The sequence below is a fragment of the Salegentibacter sp. 24 genome, from assembly GCF_004362395.1.
GTDB lineage: Bacteria > Bacteroidota > Bacteroidia > Flavobacteriales > Flavobacteriaceae > Salegentibacter.
This window is the reverse complement of record NZ_SNWE01000019.1, coordinates 1-18,636: the sequence shown is the minus strand read 5'-3', so window position 1 is coordinate 18,636 and position 18,636 is coordinate 1. Positions and strand designations below refer to the sequence as shown.

13 protein-coding genes and 2 tRNA genes are annotated in these 18,636 nt (G+C 40.3%); 12 read left to right on the top strand and 3 right to left on the bottom strand.

Annotation, left to right across the window (positions count from 1 at the left end; translation table 11 throughout):
• Window positions 1-115: 115 nt before the first annotated feature.
• Window positions 116-1,960 (top strand): T9SS type B sorting domain-containing protein, encoded by a 1,845-nt coding sequence (locus DET49_RS13460; RefSeq protein ID WP_133548593.1) that lies wholly within the window; start codon window positions 116-118, stop codon window positions 1,958-1,960.
• 109 nt (window positions 1,961-2,069) lie between these two features.
• Here DET49_RS13460 and DET49_RS13455 read toward each other — a convergent pair whose 3' ends face one another.
• From DET49_RS13455 to DET49_RS13445, 3 genes are all read right to left on the bottom strand, one after another.
• On the bottom strand, window positions 2,070-3,530 hold the full coding sequence (locus DET49_RS13455) for a glutamate synthase subunit beta (RefSeq protein WP_133548592.1): 1,461 nt from the start codon (window positions 3,528-3,530) through the stop codon (window positions 2,070-2,072).
• 2 nt (window positions 3,531-3,532) lie between these two features.
• A complete protein-coding gene (gltB, locus tag DET49_RS13450) occupies window positions 3,533-8,056 on the bottom strand; it encodes a glutamate synthase large subunit (protein ID WP_133548591.1) in 4,524 nt (1,507 codons plus the stop codon).
• Between the two features lie 238 nt (window positions 8,057-8,294).
• Entirely contained in the window at window positions 8,295-9,437 is a 1,143-nt protein-coding gene (locus tag DET49_RS13445) for an acyl-CoA dehydrogenase (RefSeq protein ID WP_133548590.1), read from the bottom strand.
• A gap of 93 nt (window positions 9,438-9,530) precedes the next feature.
• Between DET49_RS13445 and DET49_RS13440 the strand changes: the two genes are divergently transcribed.
• The 11 genes from DET49_RS13440 (at window position 9,531) to DET49_RS13390 (ending at window position 18,395) form a co-directional block, all read left to right on the top strand.
• Window positions 9,531-10,595, top strand: coding sequence for an anhydro-N-acetylmuramic acid kinase (locus DET49_RS13440; protein ID WP_133548589.1), 1,065 nt, complete (start codon window positions 9,531-9,533; stop codon window positions 10,593-10,595).
• 65 nt (window positions 10,596-10,660) lie between these two features.
• Window positions 10,661-11,887 (top strand): Glu/Leu/Phe/Val dehydrogenase dimerization domain-containing protein, encoded by a 1,227-nt coding sequence (locus DET49_RS13435; protein ID WP_133548588.1) that lies wholly within the window; start codon window positions 10,661-10,663, stop codon window positions 11,885-11,887.
• A gap of 220 nt (window positions 11,888-12,107) precedes the next feature.
• Window positions 12,108-12,809, top strand: a complete 702-nt coding sequence (locus DET49_RS13430) for a MotA/TolQ/ExbB proton channel family protein (RefSeq protein ID WP_133548587.1) — start codon at window positions 12,108-12,110, stop codon at window positions 12,807-12,809.
• 1 nt (window position 12,810) lies between these two features.
• Complete coding sequence (locus tag DET49_RS13425) at window positions 12,811-13,203, top strand: ExbD/TolR family protein (protein ID WP_133548586.1); 393 nt, start codon at window positions 12,811-12,813, stop codon at window positions 13,201-13,203.
• A gap of 1 nt (window position 13,204) precedes the next feature.
• Window positions 13,205-14,029 (top strand): energy transducer TonB, encoded by an 825-nt coding sequence (locus DET49_RS13420; protein ID WP_133548585.1) that lies wholly within the window; start codon window positions 13,205-13,207, stop codon window positions 14,027-14,029.
• Window positions 14,030-14,059: 30 nt separating this feature from the next.
• Entirely contained in the window at window positions 14,060-15,250 is a 1,191-nt protein-coding gene (locus tag DET49_RS13415) for a bifunctional folylpolyglutamate synthase/dihydrofolate synthase (protein WP_133548650.1), read from the top strand.
• 66 nt (window positions 15,251-15,316) lie between these two features.
• Window positions 15,317-15,391: transfer RNA gene (locus tag DET49_RS13410), tRNA-Val, on the top strand.
• A 95-nt stretch (window positions 15,392-15,486) separates the two neighbouring features.
• Window positions 15,487-15,561 (top strand) — tRNA-Val (locus DET49_RS13405).
• A 612-nt stretch (window positions 15,562-16,173) separates the two neighbouring features.
• A complete protein-coding gene (locus DET49_RS13400) occupies window positions 16,174-16,494 on the top strand; it encodes a helix-turn-helix domain-containing protein (RefSeq protein ID WP_243729671.1) in 321 nt (106 codons plus the stop codon).
• The gene (locus DET49_RS13395) at window positions 16,488-17,792 is read left to right on the top strand and encodes a type II toxin-antitoxin system HipA family toxin (protein ID WP_133548583.1); all 1,305 of its coding nucleotides are present in this window, start codon (window positions 16,488-16,490) and stop codon (window positions 17,790-17,792) included. The genes DET49_RS13400 and DET49_RS13395 overlap by 7 nt, the downstream gene beginning before the upstream one ends.
• Before the next feature lie 84 nt (window positions 17,793-17,876).
• Entirely contained in the window at window positions 17,877-18,395 is a 519-nt protein-coding gene (locus DET49_RS13390; protein WP_133548582.1) for a hypothetical protein, read from the top strand.
• Window positions 18,396-18,636 lie beyond the last annotated feature (241 nt).

Sequence of the window (18,636 nt, the reverse complement as noted above, 5' to 3'; positions counted from 1 at the left end):
TAGTCGTAAACCGATTGTTTGGCTTGCAAAGATACATATTTAATAGGTTTTTATATAAAGATATAAGCAGCGGTTTACATAGATATTTGTTATTTTGTAACTTCTATTTCCTATTATGAAACAAGGATTGCTTCTTCTTTTTTGTTTTTTTATTCTTTACACAGGGCAGGGCATTGTTTACGGCCAGGGAAGCTCTTGTGAAAATTTAGATCCTTTTTGTGCCGGGGATGAGGAGTTGGTTTTTCCCAATTCTAATGTCAATAATAGTGCTATCGCAAATGGGGAAGTAGGGCCGGATTACGGTTGCCTGTTATCCCAGCCTTACCCGGCCTGGTTTTATTTGCAGGTGGAAGAAACCGGGAATCTGCGATTTAATATTTCTCAATTTCAAAATGAAGATGGTAGTGGGTCCCAGTACGATGTGGATTTTATCGTTTGGGGACCCTTTGAGCGAACGGACGAGTATTGTTCAGACCAATCTCTGGTAGCTCAAAATATTATAGATTGCAGTTACGAACCTGCCGCTATAGAACAAATGGATATTCCCAATGCTGAAGCGGGCCAGGTCTATGTCGTCCTGATTACAAATTACGACCAGCTACCGGGATTTATAAGTTTAAGACAAACCAATGCCGACCAGGCTACTTCCGGTTCCACGGATTGTGGGATCCTGGATGAGGTCCTTGGACCTGATAGGGTTATTTGTGGTAAAGAGGAGACTATTTTAGATGCCAGTACAAGTGGGGTAGAACGGTATGAATGGTATAGATTTAATGAAGCGGCGGATAGTTTTGAGATTATTCCAGGCCAGGAAGAAGCAACCCTGACAGTAAGGGATTCTGGCCGCTACAAGGTAATTGTGTATGAAAATGTTACCGAACGTCCCGATGAAGATGAAATTGAAATAAGTTTTTATAGCAAGCCCCTGGCAAATACCCCGGAAGATCTCTACATCTGTAATCCCAATCAAACTACCATAGATTTGACTTCCGCTTCGCCTGAAATTCTAAGCGGCAATAGTGGGGAAGAAAATTACCGGGTGAATTTTTATGCTTCCTTACAGGATTTTGAAGCTGGAAATCGGATTACAAACGCCGCTGCCTTTCCCATTGAGCAGTCCGGTGAAATAATTGCACAGGTAGAGGGGGAAGAAAGTGCCTGCCTTTCCCAGCAAATTTTATTTCAGATAGAACCGGCATATCTCCCTGAGAATTTTCTGCCCCAGGAAAGTATTCTTTGTGTTAATCCGGATGGCTCTGTACCAGACCAAGCTGGCCTGGGTGAAGATTTGGGGGCTGATTATGACTACCACTGGATCGCAGAGGGTGATACCATTAGCACCGAGGCAATTTTGAATTTTACACAGATCCCGGATTTTAATGAATTAAGCCTTAACATCACCAATACGATCTCTGGGTGTACCGGGGCATTTCAAACCAGGCTTTCTGTTTTTTCAAGACCTGATATGCTTTCCATTGAAATTGCCGGCAGTGATTTTACCGGTGGCTATATAATTACCGCTGAGGCCACAGCAGGGGCCGGAATTCAAGACGCCACATACCAGTACCGCGCTGATGATGGTCCCTGGCAGGAAAGCCCGGTGTTTAGAAACCTGGCTCCCGGATATCACCGTATTAGTGCCCGCGAAATCAATGGCTGCGGAACAACCACTTCTGAAGAATTTTATTTAGTAGGTTATCCACGCTTTTTCACGCCAAATTCTGACGGGTATAACGACACCTGGACCATTGAGAATACTCCTGAGATCCAAATACTAAAACTTTATATTTTTGATCGCTACGGTAAATTACTCAAGGAGTTATTTCCCGGCGGACAGGGTTGGGATGGGACCTATAACGGACACCCATTACCGGTGGAAGATTATTGGTTTAGGATAGAGTTTGAAATGCTGGACGGTACCCGTGGTGATTTTGGAGGCAATTTTACCTTAAAAAGATAAATGGCTGTTTGGTAGATTTGTAAATAATTATTCTCAAACTTCTTTAGTCTGACACAATTAAAACCTTTCAAACAGCCATTTTAACCCACAATTTATTTAAATTCTAAAATTAAGCAGCAGGAAGATCGCCTTCCCCTTTTCTTGGCAGCATAGATTTTCCCATAAGGTATTTATCCACGTGATAAGCCGCTTCACGGCCTTCAGAAATCGCCCAGACAATCAAGGATTGTCCTCGGCGCATATCACCGGCAGTAAATATATGCGGGACATTAGTCTGGTAAGCTTCATTTCCTTTGATATTGGTTCGGCTATCCAGTTCCAGGCCTAATTGTTCACTTAAGCTTGTTTCCGGTCCGGTAAAACCTAAGGCCAGAAGTACCAGTTCACAGGGCCATTCTTTCTCCGAACCTTCCACTTCTTGTAACTGCGGTCTTCCGTTTTTACCTTTAACCCATTCGATATTTATAGTTTTTAAGGCCTTTAAATTTCCTTCTTTATCTCGAATAAATTCTTTGGTATTTATGCTCCAGTTACGCTCAACGCCTTCCTCATGGGAGGAAGTGGTTTTCAGGGTAAAAGGCCAGTAAGGCCAGGGGTTTTCATTATCCCTTTGCGCTGTCGGCATGGGCATGATCTCAAAATTCGTAACCGATTTTGCACCGTGGCGATTGGAAGTTCCCACACAGTCAGAACCTGTGTCACCACCACCAATAACAATTACATTTTTACCTGCAGCCGAGTATTTTTCGGTTTGTTCTTTCAATCCGTCTACCACTTCGTTGTTGGTCTTTAAAAAATCCATTGCCTGCATGACCCCGTCGCCTTCGGCGCCTTCAATAGGAAGGTGCCTGCGTTTGGTCGCTCCCCCACAAAGTACCACAGAATCGAAGGCTTTAAGTTTTTCGACTTCATAGTTTTCTCCTACGTGAACCCCGGTTTCAAACTTTATTCCTTCTTCTTTCATAACATTAACCCGACGATCTATGACATGTTTTTCCATTTTAAAATCTGGAATTCCGTATCGCAGTAGGCCACCAATTTTTTTATCACGCTCAAAGACAGTAACCTGATGCCCGGCACGATTAAGTTGTTGCGCAGCTGCAAGTCCGGCAGGACCAGATCCTACAACAGCTACTGTTTTGCCGGTTCTGACCCTCGGGGGTTGTGGGGTGATCCAGCCTTCTTTAAACCCGCGTTCTACTATATATTTCTCAATTAGCTCAATGGCCACCGGTGGATCTGTAATTCCAAGTACACAGGCAGATTCGCAAGGAGCGGGGCATAATCTTCCAGTAAATTCAGGAAAATTATTTGTGCCGTGTAAAATATTAAGTGCCTTTTTCCAATCGTTTTTGTAAACCGCGTGATTGAAATCCGGGATCAAGTTTCCAACCGGGCAGCCACTGTGACAAAAGGGAATTCCACAATCCATACACCTGGCTCCCTGTACCCCGAGTTCCTCGGGAGACATTTCCTTGGTGAATTCTTTATAATCTTTAACTCGCTTCTCAACAGCTTCTGTCGCTTCCACCTTACGGTCATATTCCAAAAAACCTCCTATCTTACCCATAATTATGCTGTTTTGAGTTCTACTTGTTCTTTTTTCATTTTTTCTTCTTCCATTCTCTGTAATGCTTTTTTAAATTCTATAGGCATTACTTTTATGAATTTACCTGCATTTTCATTCCAGTTTTCAAGAATTTCCCTGGCCAGATCGCTTTCGGTATATCGATAGTGGTTTTCGATAAGTTCTTTTAATTCTGACTTGTTTTCCGGGGAAGGATCCTCTAAACCGATCATCTCCATATTAAAATTATGTTTGTCCAGGTTATTATCGGCATTATAGATATAAGCGATTCCCCCGCTCATTCCGGCAGCGAAATTCCTTCCTATCTTTCCTAGAATAACCGCAATTCCTCCGGTCATGTATTCACAGCCGTGGTCGCCAATGCCTTCAATAACCGCTTTTGCACCTGAGTTCCTTACACAGAACCGCTCCCCGCCAATTCCATTGATATATGCCTCGCCGTCTGTGGCACCATACAGGGCCACATTGCCGATGATGACGTTTTCATTGGATTTGAAAGTTGCTTCTTTAGGTTTTCTAACACTTAGCGTTGCTCCAGAGAGCCCTTTTCCTAAGTAATCATTAGAATTTCCGGTGATATTCATCGTTAATCCTTTGGTAGAAAAAGCACCAAAGCTTTGCCCTCCGGAACCGGTGAAATTTAAGGTCAGTGTGCCTTCAGGTAATCCTTTTGCACCGTGAATCTTTGAGATTTCATTACTCAAAATGGCTCCCGTTGTTCGGTTAATGTTACTTATTGGAAAATCCAAGCTCATTTTTTCCTTACGGTAAATGGCCGGATGGGCCTGTTTTAATATTTCAAAATCCAGCACGTTTTCCAGATTGTGGTCCTGGGTTTGCGTATTGTATAGCGGCATATCTTCGTCGATTTTCGGCTTATACAAGATATTGGAAAGGTCTAATCCCTGTGCTTTATAATGCGATATCGCCCGGTTCATGTCCAGTTTCTGGCTTTGCCCAACCATTTCGTTGATTGTTCTAAACCCAAGATCGGCCATAATCTGGCGTAGTTCCTGTGCAATGAAATACATAAAATTGATCACATCTTCCGGGGTACCCTTAAACTTCTTACGAAGTTCCGGGTTTTGTGTAGCGATACCCACAGGGCAGGTGTTTAAATGGCATGCCCGCATCATAATACAACCTGAAGCCACCAGCGGTGCTGTTGAAAAACCAAATTCTTCTGCACCAAGCAAAGCAGCAACGGCCACATCACGACCGGTTTTTAACTGGCCATCACACTCTACCACGATCCTGTTTCTTAGGTTGTTGAGCAGTAGGGTCTGTTGGGCTTCGGCAATTCCAAGTTCCCATGGCAAACCTGCGTGACGCAAGGAAGTAAGCGGGGATGCCCCCGTACCACCATCAAAGCCGGAAATAAGTACTACGTCGGCTTTGGCTTTTGCCACACCAGCAGCAATGGTTCCCACGCCCACCTTAGAGACGAGTTTCACATTGATCCTCGCTTCGCGATTGGCGTTTTTAAGGTCAAAGATCAATTGTGCCAGATCCTCAATGGAATAAATATCATGGTGGGGTGGAGGGGAAATTAATCCTACATATGGCGTGGAATTTCGGGTTTTTGCAATATCGGGATTTACTTTGGGTCCCGGCAATTGCCCTCCTTCTCCAGGTTTTGCACCCTGGGCCATTTTAATCTGAATTTCTTTGGCATTACTCAGGTAGTTTATCGAAACCCCGAATCTTCCTGATGCGACCTGCTTAATGGCAGAGTTTCTCCAGTTTCCATCAAGATCTTTGTGAAATCGTTGAGGATCTTCACCCCCTTCGCCAGAGTTGCTTTTTCCCTGCATACGGTTCATCGCCACTGCAAGATTCTCGTGGGCTTCTTTACTTATCGAGCCAAAAGACATGGCACCGGTTTTAAATCGTTTTACGATTTCTGTCCAGGGCTCTACTTCCTCAATGGGAACGGGATTTAAATCCCGGAATTTAAACATTCCACGAAGCGTCATTAAACGCTCGCTTTGTTCGTTTATTAAACTGGAATATTCCTGGTATGCTTTTGTGCTGTTTTGTTTTACTGCCTGCTGAAGCTTTGCGACGGTGGCCGGGTTGAACATATGTCTTTCCCCGGTTCTTCTCCAACGATAATCACCTCCAATTTCCAGGTCCAGGTCGGTATCTGTTTTCTTGGGAGCAAAGGCATTTTCAAAACGCTTTTGAATTTCTTTTTCCACCTCATACAAGCCAATTCCCTCGATTCGGGTTGGGGTATTGGTGAAATATTTATCGACAAACTTCTGATTTAATCCAAGGATCTCAAAAATTTGTGCGCCGCGATAGGAGTGAAGGGTAGAGATACCGATTTTGTTCATAATCTTCACGATCCCTTTTCCAATAGCTACGTTAAAATTCTCCACAGCAACTTCGGGATCATCTACTTCAATCTCTTTTTCCTCAACCAGGCTGTAAATAATTTCGTTCACCATATAAGGGTTGATAGCGCTTGCACCATATCCGAATAAGAGTGCAAAATGATGAGGCTCCCTTGGTTCTGCCGATTCTATCACGATCCCGAAAGAAGATCGTCTGTTGTGTTTTTTCACACCGTGGTGTACAAAAGAACAGGCAAGCAGGGAAGGAATAGGCGCCAGGCTGGGGTCGGCATTTCGATCGGTAAGAATAATTACGTTACAACCTTTATCTACCGCGTCATTAATTTCATAAATAATTTCATCCAGCCTTGTTTCAAGTCCGTTAAGACCTTTGTTGGCCTCATATAAAATTGAGATAGAGGCGGTTTTAAAGTCTGGGTGTTCTATATATTTTATTTTATCCAAATCCTCGTTGGAAATCACTGGATTTTGAATCCTGAGTTTTTTGGACTGCTCTGGTATGATATCAAATAAATTCCGGTCCTCCCCGATAGCCAGGCTGATATCGGTAACAATTTCTTCCCTGATTCCGTCCAGGGGCGGGTTGGTTACCTGGGCAAAGAGTTGTTTGAAATAATTGAATAAGAGCTGTGATTTATCTGAAAGAACCGCTAAGGGAATATCCGCTCCCATCGAACCAATGGCTTCTTTTCCCTGCAGGGCCATGGGCATAATAATGGTTTTTATGTCTTCCTGGGTATAGCCGAAGAGTTTTTGACGGGTATTGATGTCAATTTTCTCAACCGGGGTTTTGTTGCCGGTATAAGCTACCTGGGAAAGGTTCAGTAAGTTTTCATCCAACCATTTCCTGTAGGGTCTTTCGGAAATTATTTTTTGTTTCACCTCTTCATCACCAATGATTCGGCCTTCCTGCATATCCACAAGGAACATTCTTCCGGGTTCCAGTCGGCCATGTAGCTCGACATTCTCTGGTTTTACCTCGAGCACCCCGGTTTCAGAAGACATAATAACATAACCATCTTTGGTCAGGGTATACCTGGAGGGGCGCAAACCATTTCTGTCCAGTAAGGCACCGATGTATTTTCCATCTGTAAAGGGAATAGAAGCCGGTCCATCCCAGGGTTCCATAATACAGGCATTGTATTCGTAAAATGCTTTCTTATCGTCAGCCATCGTAGGGTTTTTCTCCCAGGCTTCAGGAACCATCATCATAATGGCTTCCGGTAATGATCTTCCGGTTTGAAGCAGTAATTCCAGTACCATATCCATGGAGGCGGAATCTGATTTTCCTTCAGGGACAATTGGAATAACTTCTTTTAAATCTTCCCCGAATTTTTCGCTTTCAAAAAGCTCTTCCCTGGCTTTCATTCGGCTTAAATTTCCACGTAAGGTGTTGATCTCCCCGTTATGACACATATATCGGAAGGGTTGTGCCAAATCCCAGGTTGGAAAGGTGTTGGTAGAGAACCGCTGGTGTACCAGAGCGAGTTTGGTTACCACATCGGGCTCGTTAAGATCACGATAATAGGTATTGATATCCTGGGGCATCAATAAACCTTTGTAAATAATGGTATTGGTTGATAAACTTGGCAGGTAAAAATATTCAGCTTCAGAAAGTTCTGATTTTTCAATTCTGTGTTCTGCGATTTTCCGGGCAGCAAAAAGCTTTGCGTTAAAACTTTCATCCGATACATCATCTCCTTTTCCAATGAAAACCTGTTGTACATTCGGCTCAGTAAGTGAAGCGATGCTTCCCAGGCAGGATCTGTTCACCGGCACTTCACGCCAGCCAATGAGATTCAGGCCCTGGCCGATGATTTCTTCTTCAAAAATCTCGCGACAAATTCTGCGCTGATTTTCAGATTGGGGAAGAAAGACCATTCCAACTGCATATTGCTTAAAATCTGGGAGTTTAAACTCACAGGTTTTTTTAAAGAAATCATGAGGAATTTCTATTAAAATACCGGCACCATCACCTGTTTTACCATCTGCACTTACCGCACCTCTGTGTTCCAGGCGAATGAGGATGTCTAAGGCTTTATGAATTATATCATTCGTTCTTTTGCCTTTGAGATTACATATAAAACCTGCCCCACAATTATCATGCTCAAATTCGGGTGAATAGAGCCCCTGTTTTTTTAATTTCATGTCCTTTTCGTCCTTAAGTTATTGTTTCAAAATTACCTATTTAGATAAATATTATGAAGTCTTAATCACTTAAAGTAAGAAGAAATTCGTTAAAATTAATTAAAATTGGTATAAATGATAATTATATAATTTGACCCCGTATCTATTATTGATTCTTTAATTTATAAACCGAGTATTAGGCATAAAAAAAGCCCGACTTTATAAAAATCGGACTTTTATATGCTTAACTATTGGAAAATTAATCCTTTAAAATTGCCCTGGAAATTACAATTTTTTGAATTTCCGAAGTGCCTTCGTAGATCTGGGTGATTTTAGCGTCCCGCATCAGGCGTTCTACGTGGTATTCTTTTACATAACCGTTACCACCGTGCACCTGTACCGCTTCCGTGGTAACATCCATGGCGGTTTTAGAGGCATAAACTTTGGCCATGGCCCCGGTAAGGTCATAGTTTCCGCCCTGGTCTTTATCCCAGGCTGCCTTCATTACCAAATGTCTTGAAGCCTCAATGGAGGTATACATATCGGCCAGTTTAAAAGCAATCGCCTGGTGGTTGCAAATCTCGGTACCAAAGGCCTTGCGTTGTTTTGAATAGTCCAAAGCCAGTTCGTAAGCGCCTGAAGCAATTCCCAGCGCCTGGGCTGCAATACCAATTCTGCCACCAGAAAGTGTTTTCATCGCGAATTTAAAACCGAAACCATCCTCACCAATTCTGTTTTCTTTGGGAACCTTCACATCATTGAAATTTAAGGAATGAGTATCGCTTCCGCGAATTCCCATTTTTTGTTCTTTCGGCCCGATTTCAAATCCTTCCTCGTTCTTTTCTACGATAAAGGCATTGATCCCTTTATGTTTTTTCTCCCTGTCGGTTTGTGCAATAACAATATAATAATCGGCTGAACTTCCGTTGGTAATCCAGTTCTTTGTTCCGTTTAATAAATAATGGTCACCTTTATCTATAGCGGTGGTTCGTTGTGAAGTCGCGTCACTGCCGGCTTCGGGTTCTGAGAGGCAAAAGGCCCCCAATTTTTCACCGGTAGTAAGTTTAGAAAGATATTTTTCTTTTTGCTCCTCATTAGCATAGGTATCAAGCCCCCAGCAAACCAATGAGTTATTTACCGACATAACAACTGAAGCAGAAGCATCAATTTTTGAAATTTCCTCCATCGCCAGAATATAAGAAATGGTATCCATTCCGCCACCGCCATATTCTGGAGAGGCCATCATCCCAAGAAAACCAAGCTCTCCCATCTTCTTAACCTGTGCTGCGGGAAATTCCTGTTTCTCATCTCTTTCAATGACACCGGGCAACAATTCGTTTCTGGCAAAATCACGCGCGGCATCGCGAATCATTATATGTTCTTCTGTAAGTTTGAAATCCATATTATTATTTTAATTTAGGAAAATCTAATTTTGATCATCAAAGGTAAAGTTTTGGTGTGTAATTTTCAATTTAGTTTCATTAATTTTACGAATATGAAAAAAGCTAACTACAAAATTATTGGTGTAATGTCGGGGACTTCCCTGGATGGTATCGATCTGGTCTATGTTAATTTCGATTTTAAAGACTCCTGGAGTTATAAGATTACAAGGTCTGAAACCGTTCCTTATCCTTTAAATTGGCAGGAAACTTTAGCCGCAGCCATCAATTATTCGGAAGAAGGTTTAGAAGAGCTCAATAAGAAGTATACAAATTTTTTGGCGGGGATCATCTCTCGTTTTATTGAGACCCACCAAATAAAGAATATAGATGCGGTAAGCAGCCATGGTCATACCATAAAGCACGAGCCGGAAAATAAGTATACCTTACAGATCGGAAATTTACCGGAGCTGGCTTACCTCACAGGTCAGACCGTAATTTGCGATTTCAGGGTGCAGGATGTAGCCCTTGGCGGGCAGGGTGCGCCGCTGGTACCCGTGGGCGATCAATTGCTCTTCCCAGAGTATCGGTATTGTTTGAACTTGGGCGGATTCGCAAATATTTCCACAGAAAAAAATGGCCAGCGCCTGGCTTATGATATTTGCGCGGTAAATACGGTGATCAATTATTATGCACAGCAATTAGGAAAAGAATTTGATGAAGGAGGTAAGCTGGCAGGGGCAGGTAAGCTGAACAAAGACCTGCTCAAAAAGCTGAATAACCTCTCCTTTTATGATCAAAAACCGCCTAAATCTTTAGGAATTGAATGGGTGAAATCTGCAGTTTTCCCGATCCTGGAACAGTACAAAGGAAACCTCCCGGATGTGCTTCACACCTACGGCCTGCATGTTGCCGAACAAATATCAAAAACACTTGACAATCAACCAGATTCAAAAGTATTATTGACCGGGGGCGGCACTTTTAATAGCTTCCTTATTAAACATTTAAGGGAAAGCTCTAAATGTCATTTTACCATCCCTTCCCAGGAGATCATCAATTACAAAGAAGCTTTAATCTTTGGTCTGTTGGGGGTTTTAAAGCTTCGGGAAGAGGTAAATGTTTTAAAGTCAGTAACCGGTGCAAAAAATGACCATTCTTCCGGAGTGGTATATGAGATCTAAACTTTTTGCTGAAAAATTAAAAGTATACCCCTTAGTTTATATATTTGTGAAAAATTAGAGTAGAAATGAAGGATTTATTAAAATTATACGAAAATAAAGAACCTGAAATCGTTTTTACCTGGAAAGATGCTGAAACGGAAGCTGAAGGTTGGACGGTAATAAATTCCTTACGTGGAGGAGCTGCAGGTGGGGGTACCAGAATGCGTGTAGGCCTGGATCAAAACGAAGTACTTTCCCTGGCAAAAACCATGGAAGTTAAATTTACGGTTTCAGGGCCTCCGATTGGAGGAGCGAAATCAGGAATAAATTTCGATCCTAAAGACCCAAGAAAAAAAGGAGTTTTAGAACGTTGGTACAAAGCGGTTTCTCCATTATTAAAAAGTTATTATGGCACCGGGGGCGACCTGAATGTGGACGAGATAAATGAAGTCATCCCGATTACCGAGGATTGCGGAGTATGGCACCCTCAGGAGGGTGTTTTTAACGGGCACTTTCGACCTAGTGAAGCTGATAAAATTAACCGGATCGGGCAGTTGCGCCAGGGTGTAATTAAAGTATTGGAAAACACCCGTTTTTCTCCCGATGTAACCCGCAAATATACTGTTGCCGATATGATCACCGGTTACGGTGTCGCCGAATCTGTTAAACATTACTATCATATTTATGGGGGTGATGTAACCCAGAAAAAAGCGATTATCCAGGGATTTGGAAACGTGGGGTCCGCCGCAGCTTATTACCTTTCGCAAATGGGGGTAAAGATAGTAGGAATCATAGACCGTGTCGGGGGGCTAATAAATGAAGAGGGCTTTACTTTTGAAGAGATCAAGGAGCTTTTCCTTAATAAGGAAGGAAATACGATTAAAAACGATAACCTGATTCCTTTTGAAGAAATCAATAAAAGCATCTGGGAAATTGATGCGGAAATTTTTGCGCCTTGCGCCGCTTCCCGGTTGATTACCCAGGATCAGATTAACAGTTTGATCGAAAGAAAATTAGAAGTGATTTCCAGTGGAGCAAATGTTCCATTTGCCGACAAGGAAATATTCTTTGGATCCATTATGGAATCTACCGATGAAAAAGTAAGCCTTATCCCGGATTTCATTGCAAACTGTGGAATGGCGAGAGTTTTTGCCTATTTTATGGAAAGAAGGGTTCAGATGACCGATGAGTCGATCTTTAATGATACATCGATGACCATAAAGAATGCGATTCAAAATACTTACGATCATAACAGTAGTCGCACCAATATCAGTAAAACTGCTTTCGAGGTTGCCTTGAAGCAGTTGGTATAAGTTTTTGATTAATCTTTTAATTTTAGTTGATTGAGATTATTCCTGAAGATCCCGCTCTCGAGCGGGATTTTTTTAGATAGAACTTAAAGAAACTAAGCTAAAGAGAAATAAAAAGTTCCCAATTGGAAGAAAGCAGTTTGCACTGCTGATTATTTTACTAAATTTGGTTTACAATTAAATCCGGTTTATCACGTTACATTAAAAACCCTAATTAAAACCTATGCTATACTTTTTTCAGCAGGACGGCGTTGCCGAGGCCGCCCAGGAGGCAGAGCCAATAGTAGAAGAAAAAACCCTGTCCTTATTCGATTTAATGCTTAGTGGTGGCCTTGGAGGCCAAATCATCATCATTATTCTCTTTATCCTGTTGTTTGCGGCAGTCTATATTTATTTTGAAAGATTGTTCGCCATAAAATCAGCGAGCCAGATAGATAAGAATTTTATGCTTCAAATCAAGGATAATGTGCTCAATGGAAATATTGAATCGGCTAAAATGCGATGTGCACAAAGTGATTCTCCGGTAGCCAGATTAACTGAAAAAGGAATTTCCCGAATAGGTAGTCCCCTTGAAGATATCAACACGGCCATTGAAAATGCAGGTCGTTTAGAGGTTTATAAATTGGAAAAAAATGTAAGTATATTGGCAACTATTGCTGGTGCCGCACCCATGATCGGTTTCCTTGGAACTGTAATAGGTATGGTAATTGCCTTTCATGAACTGGCAACCAGTAGTGGCCAGGCCCAAATGGGTGCCCTGGCTGAAGGTATTTATACAGCGATGACCACAACCGTTGCCGGACTTATTGTTGGTATTATCGCATATATTGGTTATAACCACCTGGTGGTGAAAACCGATAAAGTAGTACACCAGATGGAGGCTACCGCAGTAGATTTCCTTGACTTGTTAAACGAGCCCGCTTAATATGAATTTAAGAAGCAGAAATAAAGTTAGCGCCGATTTCAGTATGAGTTCGATGACAGATATCGTTTTTCTGTTGTTGATATTCTTTATGCTTACTTCGCCGGTGATTACTCCAGAGGCTTTAGATCTTATACTTCCTAAGGCCAAAGGAAAAACCACCAGTGTGCAAAATGTATCGGTGAGTATTACTAAAGATTTACAATTTTATGTAAACGACCAGCGCATCACACAGTCGGCATTGGAAAGCACCTTAAGAACTGAACTAATAGGGGTGGAGACACCTACCATAATTCTAAGGGCAGAGGAAGGGGTGCCAATTGAGAAGGCTGTAAATGTGATGGATATCGCCAACCGAAATAGTTATAAAATCGTCCTGGCGGTTAAACCCGAATAACCTGATTATGTTAGAAACCAAACACGAAAAGAAATCCTTTACCATCACGCTAATCTTGCACGTGGTGTTAATTGCATTACTATTTCTGTTAGGCTTTAAATATTTAGATCCACCACCCGAGAATGGTATAGCTATTAATTTTGGTACTTCTGAAGTTGGTTCCGGGCAGGAGCAACCTAAAGAGCCAGTGAAATCTGCTCCCCAGAAGACTACTGTTCCAGAGACCCAAACCCAGCCAGAACCAGTAGTGGAGGAAGAGGTAGTCACCCAGCAGATAGAAGAAGCACCGGTTATTCAGGAAAAGCAAAAACCAAAGCCGGTAGTAGAAAAGAAGCCCGAAAAACCTGTAGAAAAACCACCGGTTAAGAAACCGGAGCCTAAACCAGACCAGTCTACTACTGACGCTATGAGTAGTATCTTAAACGGCCCGGAGCGTTCCGGTTCCGATAATGGAGGGGAAGGAAACGACAGCCAGGCTGGCGATAAGGGAAACCCTGACGGAGATCCAAATGCCAGTTCCTACTATGGGAGTGGCTCAGGATTAGATGGTGATGGTAATTATCGTTTGGGGGGAAGACGTGCTTTAAATAAAGAAAAATTCATTCAGGACTGTAATGAATCCGGGATTGTAGTGGTTCGCATAGAAGTCAACCAAAGTGGGCAGGTCATTAGCGCCACCCCGGGGGTAAAAGGAACTACAAACAGTGCCACCTGCCTAACAGATCCCGCTAAAAGAGCAGCGATGGCAACACGCTTCAATAGCGATAGCAACGCACCTTCCCGCCAGGTAGGAACTATAATTTATAACTTTAAACTATCTGAATAAGTGGAGGCATATACCAAAACTGTGGAATGGATGTTCCAACAGTTGCCCATGTTCCAAAGAGTAGGGGCGCAGGCATTCAAAAAAGATCTTACCCGCACTATTAAGCTTGCCGATCATTTAGGAAATCCTCATAAGAACTTTAGGTCGGTCCATATTGCCGGTACCAATGGAAAGGGCTCAACCAGCCATATGCTGGCTTCGGTATTGCAGCAGGCCGGTTATAAGGTGGGATTGTATACTTCTCCGCATTTAAAAGATTTTCGGGAACGAATTAAGGTCAGTGGTAAAATTATTCCGAAAAAATCGGTAGTTGGATTTATCAAAGAGCACAAGGAATTCCTGATAGAAAATGAACTCTCTTTTTTCGAAATGACTGTCGGTATGGCTTTCGATCATTTCGCAAAAGTTAAAGTAGATATCGCTATTATAGAGGTAGGTTTGGGCGGTCGCCTGGATTCTACAAATATCATTACTCCTGAAGTTTCTGTAATCACCAATATAGGATTGGATCACACCGCATTTTTAGGAACGACCCTGCCGGAAATTGCAAGAGAAAAAGCCGGGATCATTAAGGATTCCGTACCTGTGATTATCAGTGAAAAACAAAAAGAAACCACCGGTGTTTTTACAGAGGAAGCTAAGAAACATAATGCTCAAATATACTTTGCCCAGGATTTAAACATTCCGAAATACCATACCGACCTTAAAGGAGATTACCAGAATAAGAATATAAAGAGCGTTATAGTTACAGTACAGGTTTTAAGAGAAAAAGGCTGGAAAATTCCGGAGGAATGCCTAAAAAACGGGCTCAATAGCGTGAAATTGAATACCTCCCTACAGGGACGATGGGATATTTTACAAAAAAAACCTAAAGTGATTTGTGATACTGCGCATAACACAGAAGGGCTAAGTCTGGTCTTCAAACAACTTAAAAAAGAGAAATTTCAACAATTGCATATTGTTTTAGGCGTGGTAAACGATAAGGATTTGGATAAGATACTGCCATTATTTCCAACATCAGCGATCTATTATTTTTCAAAACCTGGGGTTCCGCGTGGGCTAGATTCTGAAATTTTACAAAAAAAAGCATCTGAATTTAAGTTGGAAGGAAGGGTATTTAATTCTGTTTCAGAAGCCTACGATGCTGCTAAAGACGCGGCCTTAGATGAAGACCTTGTCTTTGTGGGAGGAAGTACTTTCACGGTAGCTGAAATAATTTAATTTTTTTGAAATTTTTCTTGGTGTAGATTAAAATCTAATCTATATTTGCATCCGCATTCAGCAATAGGGCGCGTAGCTCAGTTGGTTCAGAGCACTTGGTTTACACCCAAGGGGTCAGGGGTTCGAATCCCTTCGCGCCCACAGAATTTCAAAAGGCTTCTATAAAAGGAAGCCTTTTTTTAGCTTAGAGAGTTCAGCTGCTCTCTTAAATAAAAAGTTGTATTTATTGAAAATTAGGGCGCGTAGCTCAGTTGGTTCAGAGCACTTGGTTTACACCCAAGGGGTCAGGGGTTCGAATCCCTTCGCGCCCACTTTAAGATTTAATTCCTGCATAAAACCCTCGCAAATCGAGGGTTTTATTTTTTAATATCACCTTGTTTAGAAGTAGGTGCAAGGTGGGATGAATTGTAGTTAATCTGGACAACAAGACTCAGATGAATCGCTATATATCATTTAAAATAAATAACTTAAGTGTTTTTATTTATTTAGACTCACTTTATAACATATTTCTGCACATATTGATCGCAACTATATACTTGTAATTAAGGTTCCAGTTATTTCCAATATAGCAACGAACTAAAAAGGGTTAGCAAATACAGATCTTATATTGAATGCACCAAAATTAATTTTATTCATTTTAAAAGATTTTATTTAACTTAAACTTCATTTTTATTAATATTGAATGATAAATCATACATTATAACTCTATTTATTGTTTTTTGAATGATATAGCATTTATTTAAATTGGATCAAGCCCAATTGTTGTGTTTAAGCAAAAATTTTGGTTAATCTCCACCTTCTTTAGGAATCTAGTTTCTATATCCTTTAACTTATAAAATTTTATTATATTTGTATGTTATCTCATTCGAAATATAATTATAACATCTAATATGAATGATAATCCATACATTAAATGGCGAGAAATGTCTGATAAATCCTTATTAGAAATAATCGGGAATTTCATCCAAACAAATCGGTTAAATCAAAATAAGTCACAGGACCAAATTGCAACTGCAGCTGGTATAAGCCGGTCTACTTTAAGTTTGTTGGAAAGAGGTGAAAAAGTCAGAATAGACAGTTTTATTCAGGTTTTGAGAGCGCTTGACTTATTATATATAATGGATGTATTTAAAGTTCAGGACCAGATAAGCCCAATTGAATATGCAAAACTTAAGAAAAATAAAAGGAAACATGCCGCTCCAAAAAAGATAAAAAACAATGATAATGAAGACTTAGGATGGTAGATGTAGTAGAAGTAAAAATATGGGGGCAACTGGCAGGTGCAGTTCGATGGGATCAATCACAAAAATTAGGATTTTTTCAATATGATTCTAAATTCATTGATAAAGGATGGGATTTATCGCCTATCAAAATGCCAATCAGCGACGGAACAACTATTTATAGCTTTCCAGAACTCAGAAAAGGTCGAAATGAAACAGAAGATACTTTTAAGGGTCTGCCAGGAATGCTATCTGATGTATTACCTGATAAGTATGGAAATAAATTAATTAATGCGTGGTTAGCGAAACAAGGAAGACCCGAAAATGATATGAATCCTGTTGAGAAACTGGGATTTATAGGTACAAGGGGAATGGGAGCCTTAGAATTTCATCCTACACAAGTAAAAACTGGAAATAAAAGTTTCTCGCTGGAACTTGATAGTTTAGTTGAAGTAGCGAAAAAAATACTCACTGAAAGAAAGCAATTTCTAACAAATTTAAATGAGGACGAAGAAAAAGCAATGATGGAAATTTTAAAAATTGGAACTTCTGCTGGAGGAGCCAGACCTAAAGCTGTTATTGGATTTAATCCTAAAACAAAGGAGGTGATTTCCGGCCAAGGAAATATTCATAAAAATTTTCAACATTGGCTACTCAAGTTAGATGGAGTTAGTGGAGAACAATTTGGGGAAAGCTCTGGCTGGGGGCGAGTAGAGTATGCTTATTATCTCATGGCAATAGACTGTATGATTGAAATATCAGAATGCCAGTTATTAGAAGAAAACGGTAGAGCCCATTTTATGACTAAACGTTTTGATAGAGAAAATAATATAAAGCATCATATTCAATCCCTCTGCGGTATTCAACATTACGATTTTAATGATATGAATAGTTACAGCTATGAGCAAGTTTTTCAAACTATGAGAATATTGCGTCTCCAGTATCCCGAAGCTGAGCAAATGTTTAGGAGAATGGTGTTTAATGTTTTAGCAACTAACTACGATGATCACACAAAAAATTTCTCATTTATAATGAAAAGAAATGACCGATGGAGATTAGCACCTGCATATGATCTATGCTTTTCTTTTGATCCACATAATTTTTGGGTTAGTCAACAGACATTAAGTGTGAATGGAAAAAGACTGGAAATTAATAGACAAGATCTTCTCAAAATTGCTGCGGAAAATAATATAAAAAAGGGAGCAAAGATTATAGATGAAATTAATACTGTCATCAAATCTTGGAAAAATTATGCAGAATTAGCTAATGTCAGAGAGGATCTGGCAAACTATATAAACAAAAATTTAAATACTCTTTCATAATTAAATCATATGCAGTTACGTAATTATTCTTTATAATAGACGCAACCTTTTTGTATTATTTGCATCTATTTAAAAACAAGTATTATGAAAAGATTTCTTTTTATTTTGATATGTGGATTATTAATTACCTCCTGTTCTAAAAATAATGAGTCGATTGAACCGGAAATTTTACAAGCAGATAAAATAATATTTGGTGGAGTTTATGGAATGTGTGGGGGAGACTGTAGAGATTTGTACCTTATAGATGACCAAAAATTATATAAGGATGCCGATAATTTGTCTGATGAATATGGGAATTGGTCCAATACTTCTTTTGAAGAGGAACTTGATCAAAACCAATTTACTAATACGGAGAGTCTATTAAGAGTGCCATCGACCTTATTAAACCAAGATACATCAGATGAGCTTCTAGTCCAAAGCTGGGCCGATGTAGATTATTATATCTATATTGAAAAGGATGGAAAAACAAAAGAATTAATTCTTGATCACATTCATCCAGAGGCCAGCCCTGAAGTTAAAGCCTATTTTAATACCTTTCTAAAAAGCTATAAAGAATTAGGCGGTTATATGATTGATACAATTAATATTGAGCGCTATTATTAATTTTTTCAGGTCCGGAATTAAAGCAATACCAAAACACTTACCATTTTATCTTCACTTTGGGTAAGCATTCTAGCAAAAGAGGTTCATTGAAATTTCTATAGATACGGCTCAAAAAATTTTGAATATTCATTTTTATCAGTTAAGTAGGGCCTGCTGATTTTCTATTTTCACCTATATAACGATTTAAATTACAGGTTTTTATGTTTATTTTTTAGTTGGAATTTATTGTATAAGTGCAGTG

Bases quoted from the DNA above. Each gene is read 5' to 3' on its own strand.
- DET49_RS13415 (WP_133548650.1), top strand. From the start codon at position 14,060: ATGTTCCAACAGTTGCCCATGTTCCAAAGAGTAGGGGCGCAGGCATTC.
- DET49_RS13440 (WP_133548589.1), top strand. From the start codon at position 9,531: ATGAAAAAAGCTAACTACAAAATTATTGGTGTAATGTCGGGGACTTCC.
- DET49_RS13400 (WP_243729671.1), top strand. From the start codon at position 16,174: ATGTCTGATAAATCCTTATTAGAAATAATCGGGAATTTCATCCAAACA.
- gltB (WP_133548591.1), bottom strand. From the start codon at position 8,056: ATGAAATTAAAAAAACAGGGGCTCTATTCACCCGAATTTGAGCATGAT.
- DET49_RS13435 (WP_133548588.1), top strand. From the start codon at position 10,661: ATGAAGGATTTATTAAAATTATACGAAAATAAAGAACCTGAAATCGTT.
- DET49_RS13445 (WP_133548590.1), bottom strand. From the start codon at position 9,437: ATGGATTTCAAACTTACAGAAGAACATATAATGATTCGCGATGCCGCG.
- DET49_RS13455 (WP_133548592.1), bottom strand. From the start codon at position 3,530: ATGGGTAAGATAGGAGGTTTTTTGGAATATGACCGTAAGGTGGAAGCG.
- DET49_RS13460 (WP_133548593.1), top strand. From the start codon at position 116: ATGAAACAAGGATTGCTTCTTCTTTTTTGTTTTTTTATTCTTTACACA.
- DET49_RS13430 (WP_133548587.1), top strand. From the start codon at position 12,108: ATGCTATACTTTTTTCAGCAGGACGGCGTTGCCGAGGCCGCCCAGGAG.
- DET49_RS13425 (WP_133548586.1), top strand. From the start codon at position 12,811: ATGAATTTAAGAAGCAGAAATAAAGTTAGCGCCGATTTCAGTATGAGT.
- DET49_RS13390 (WP_133548582.1), top strand. From the start codon at position 17,877: ATGAAAAGATTTCTTTTTATTTTGATATGTGGATTATTAATTACCTCC.
- DET49_RS13395 (WP_133548583.1), top strand. From the start codon at position 16,488: ATGGTAGATGTAGTAGAAGTAAAAATATGGGGGCAACTGGCAGGTGCA.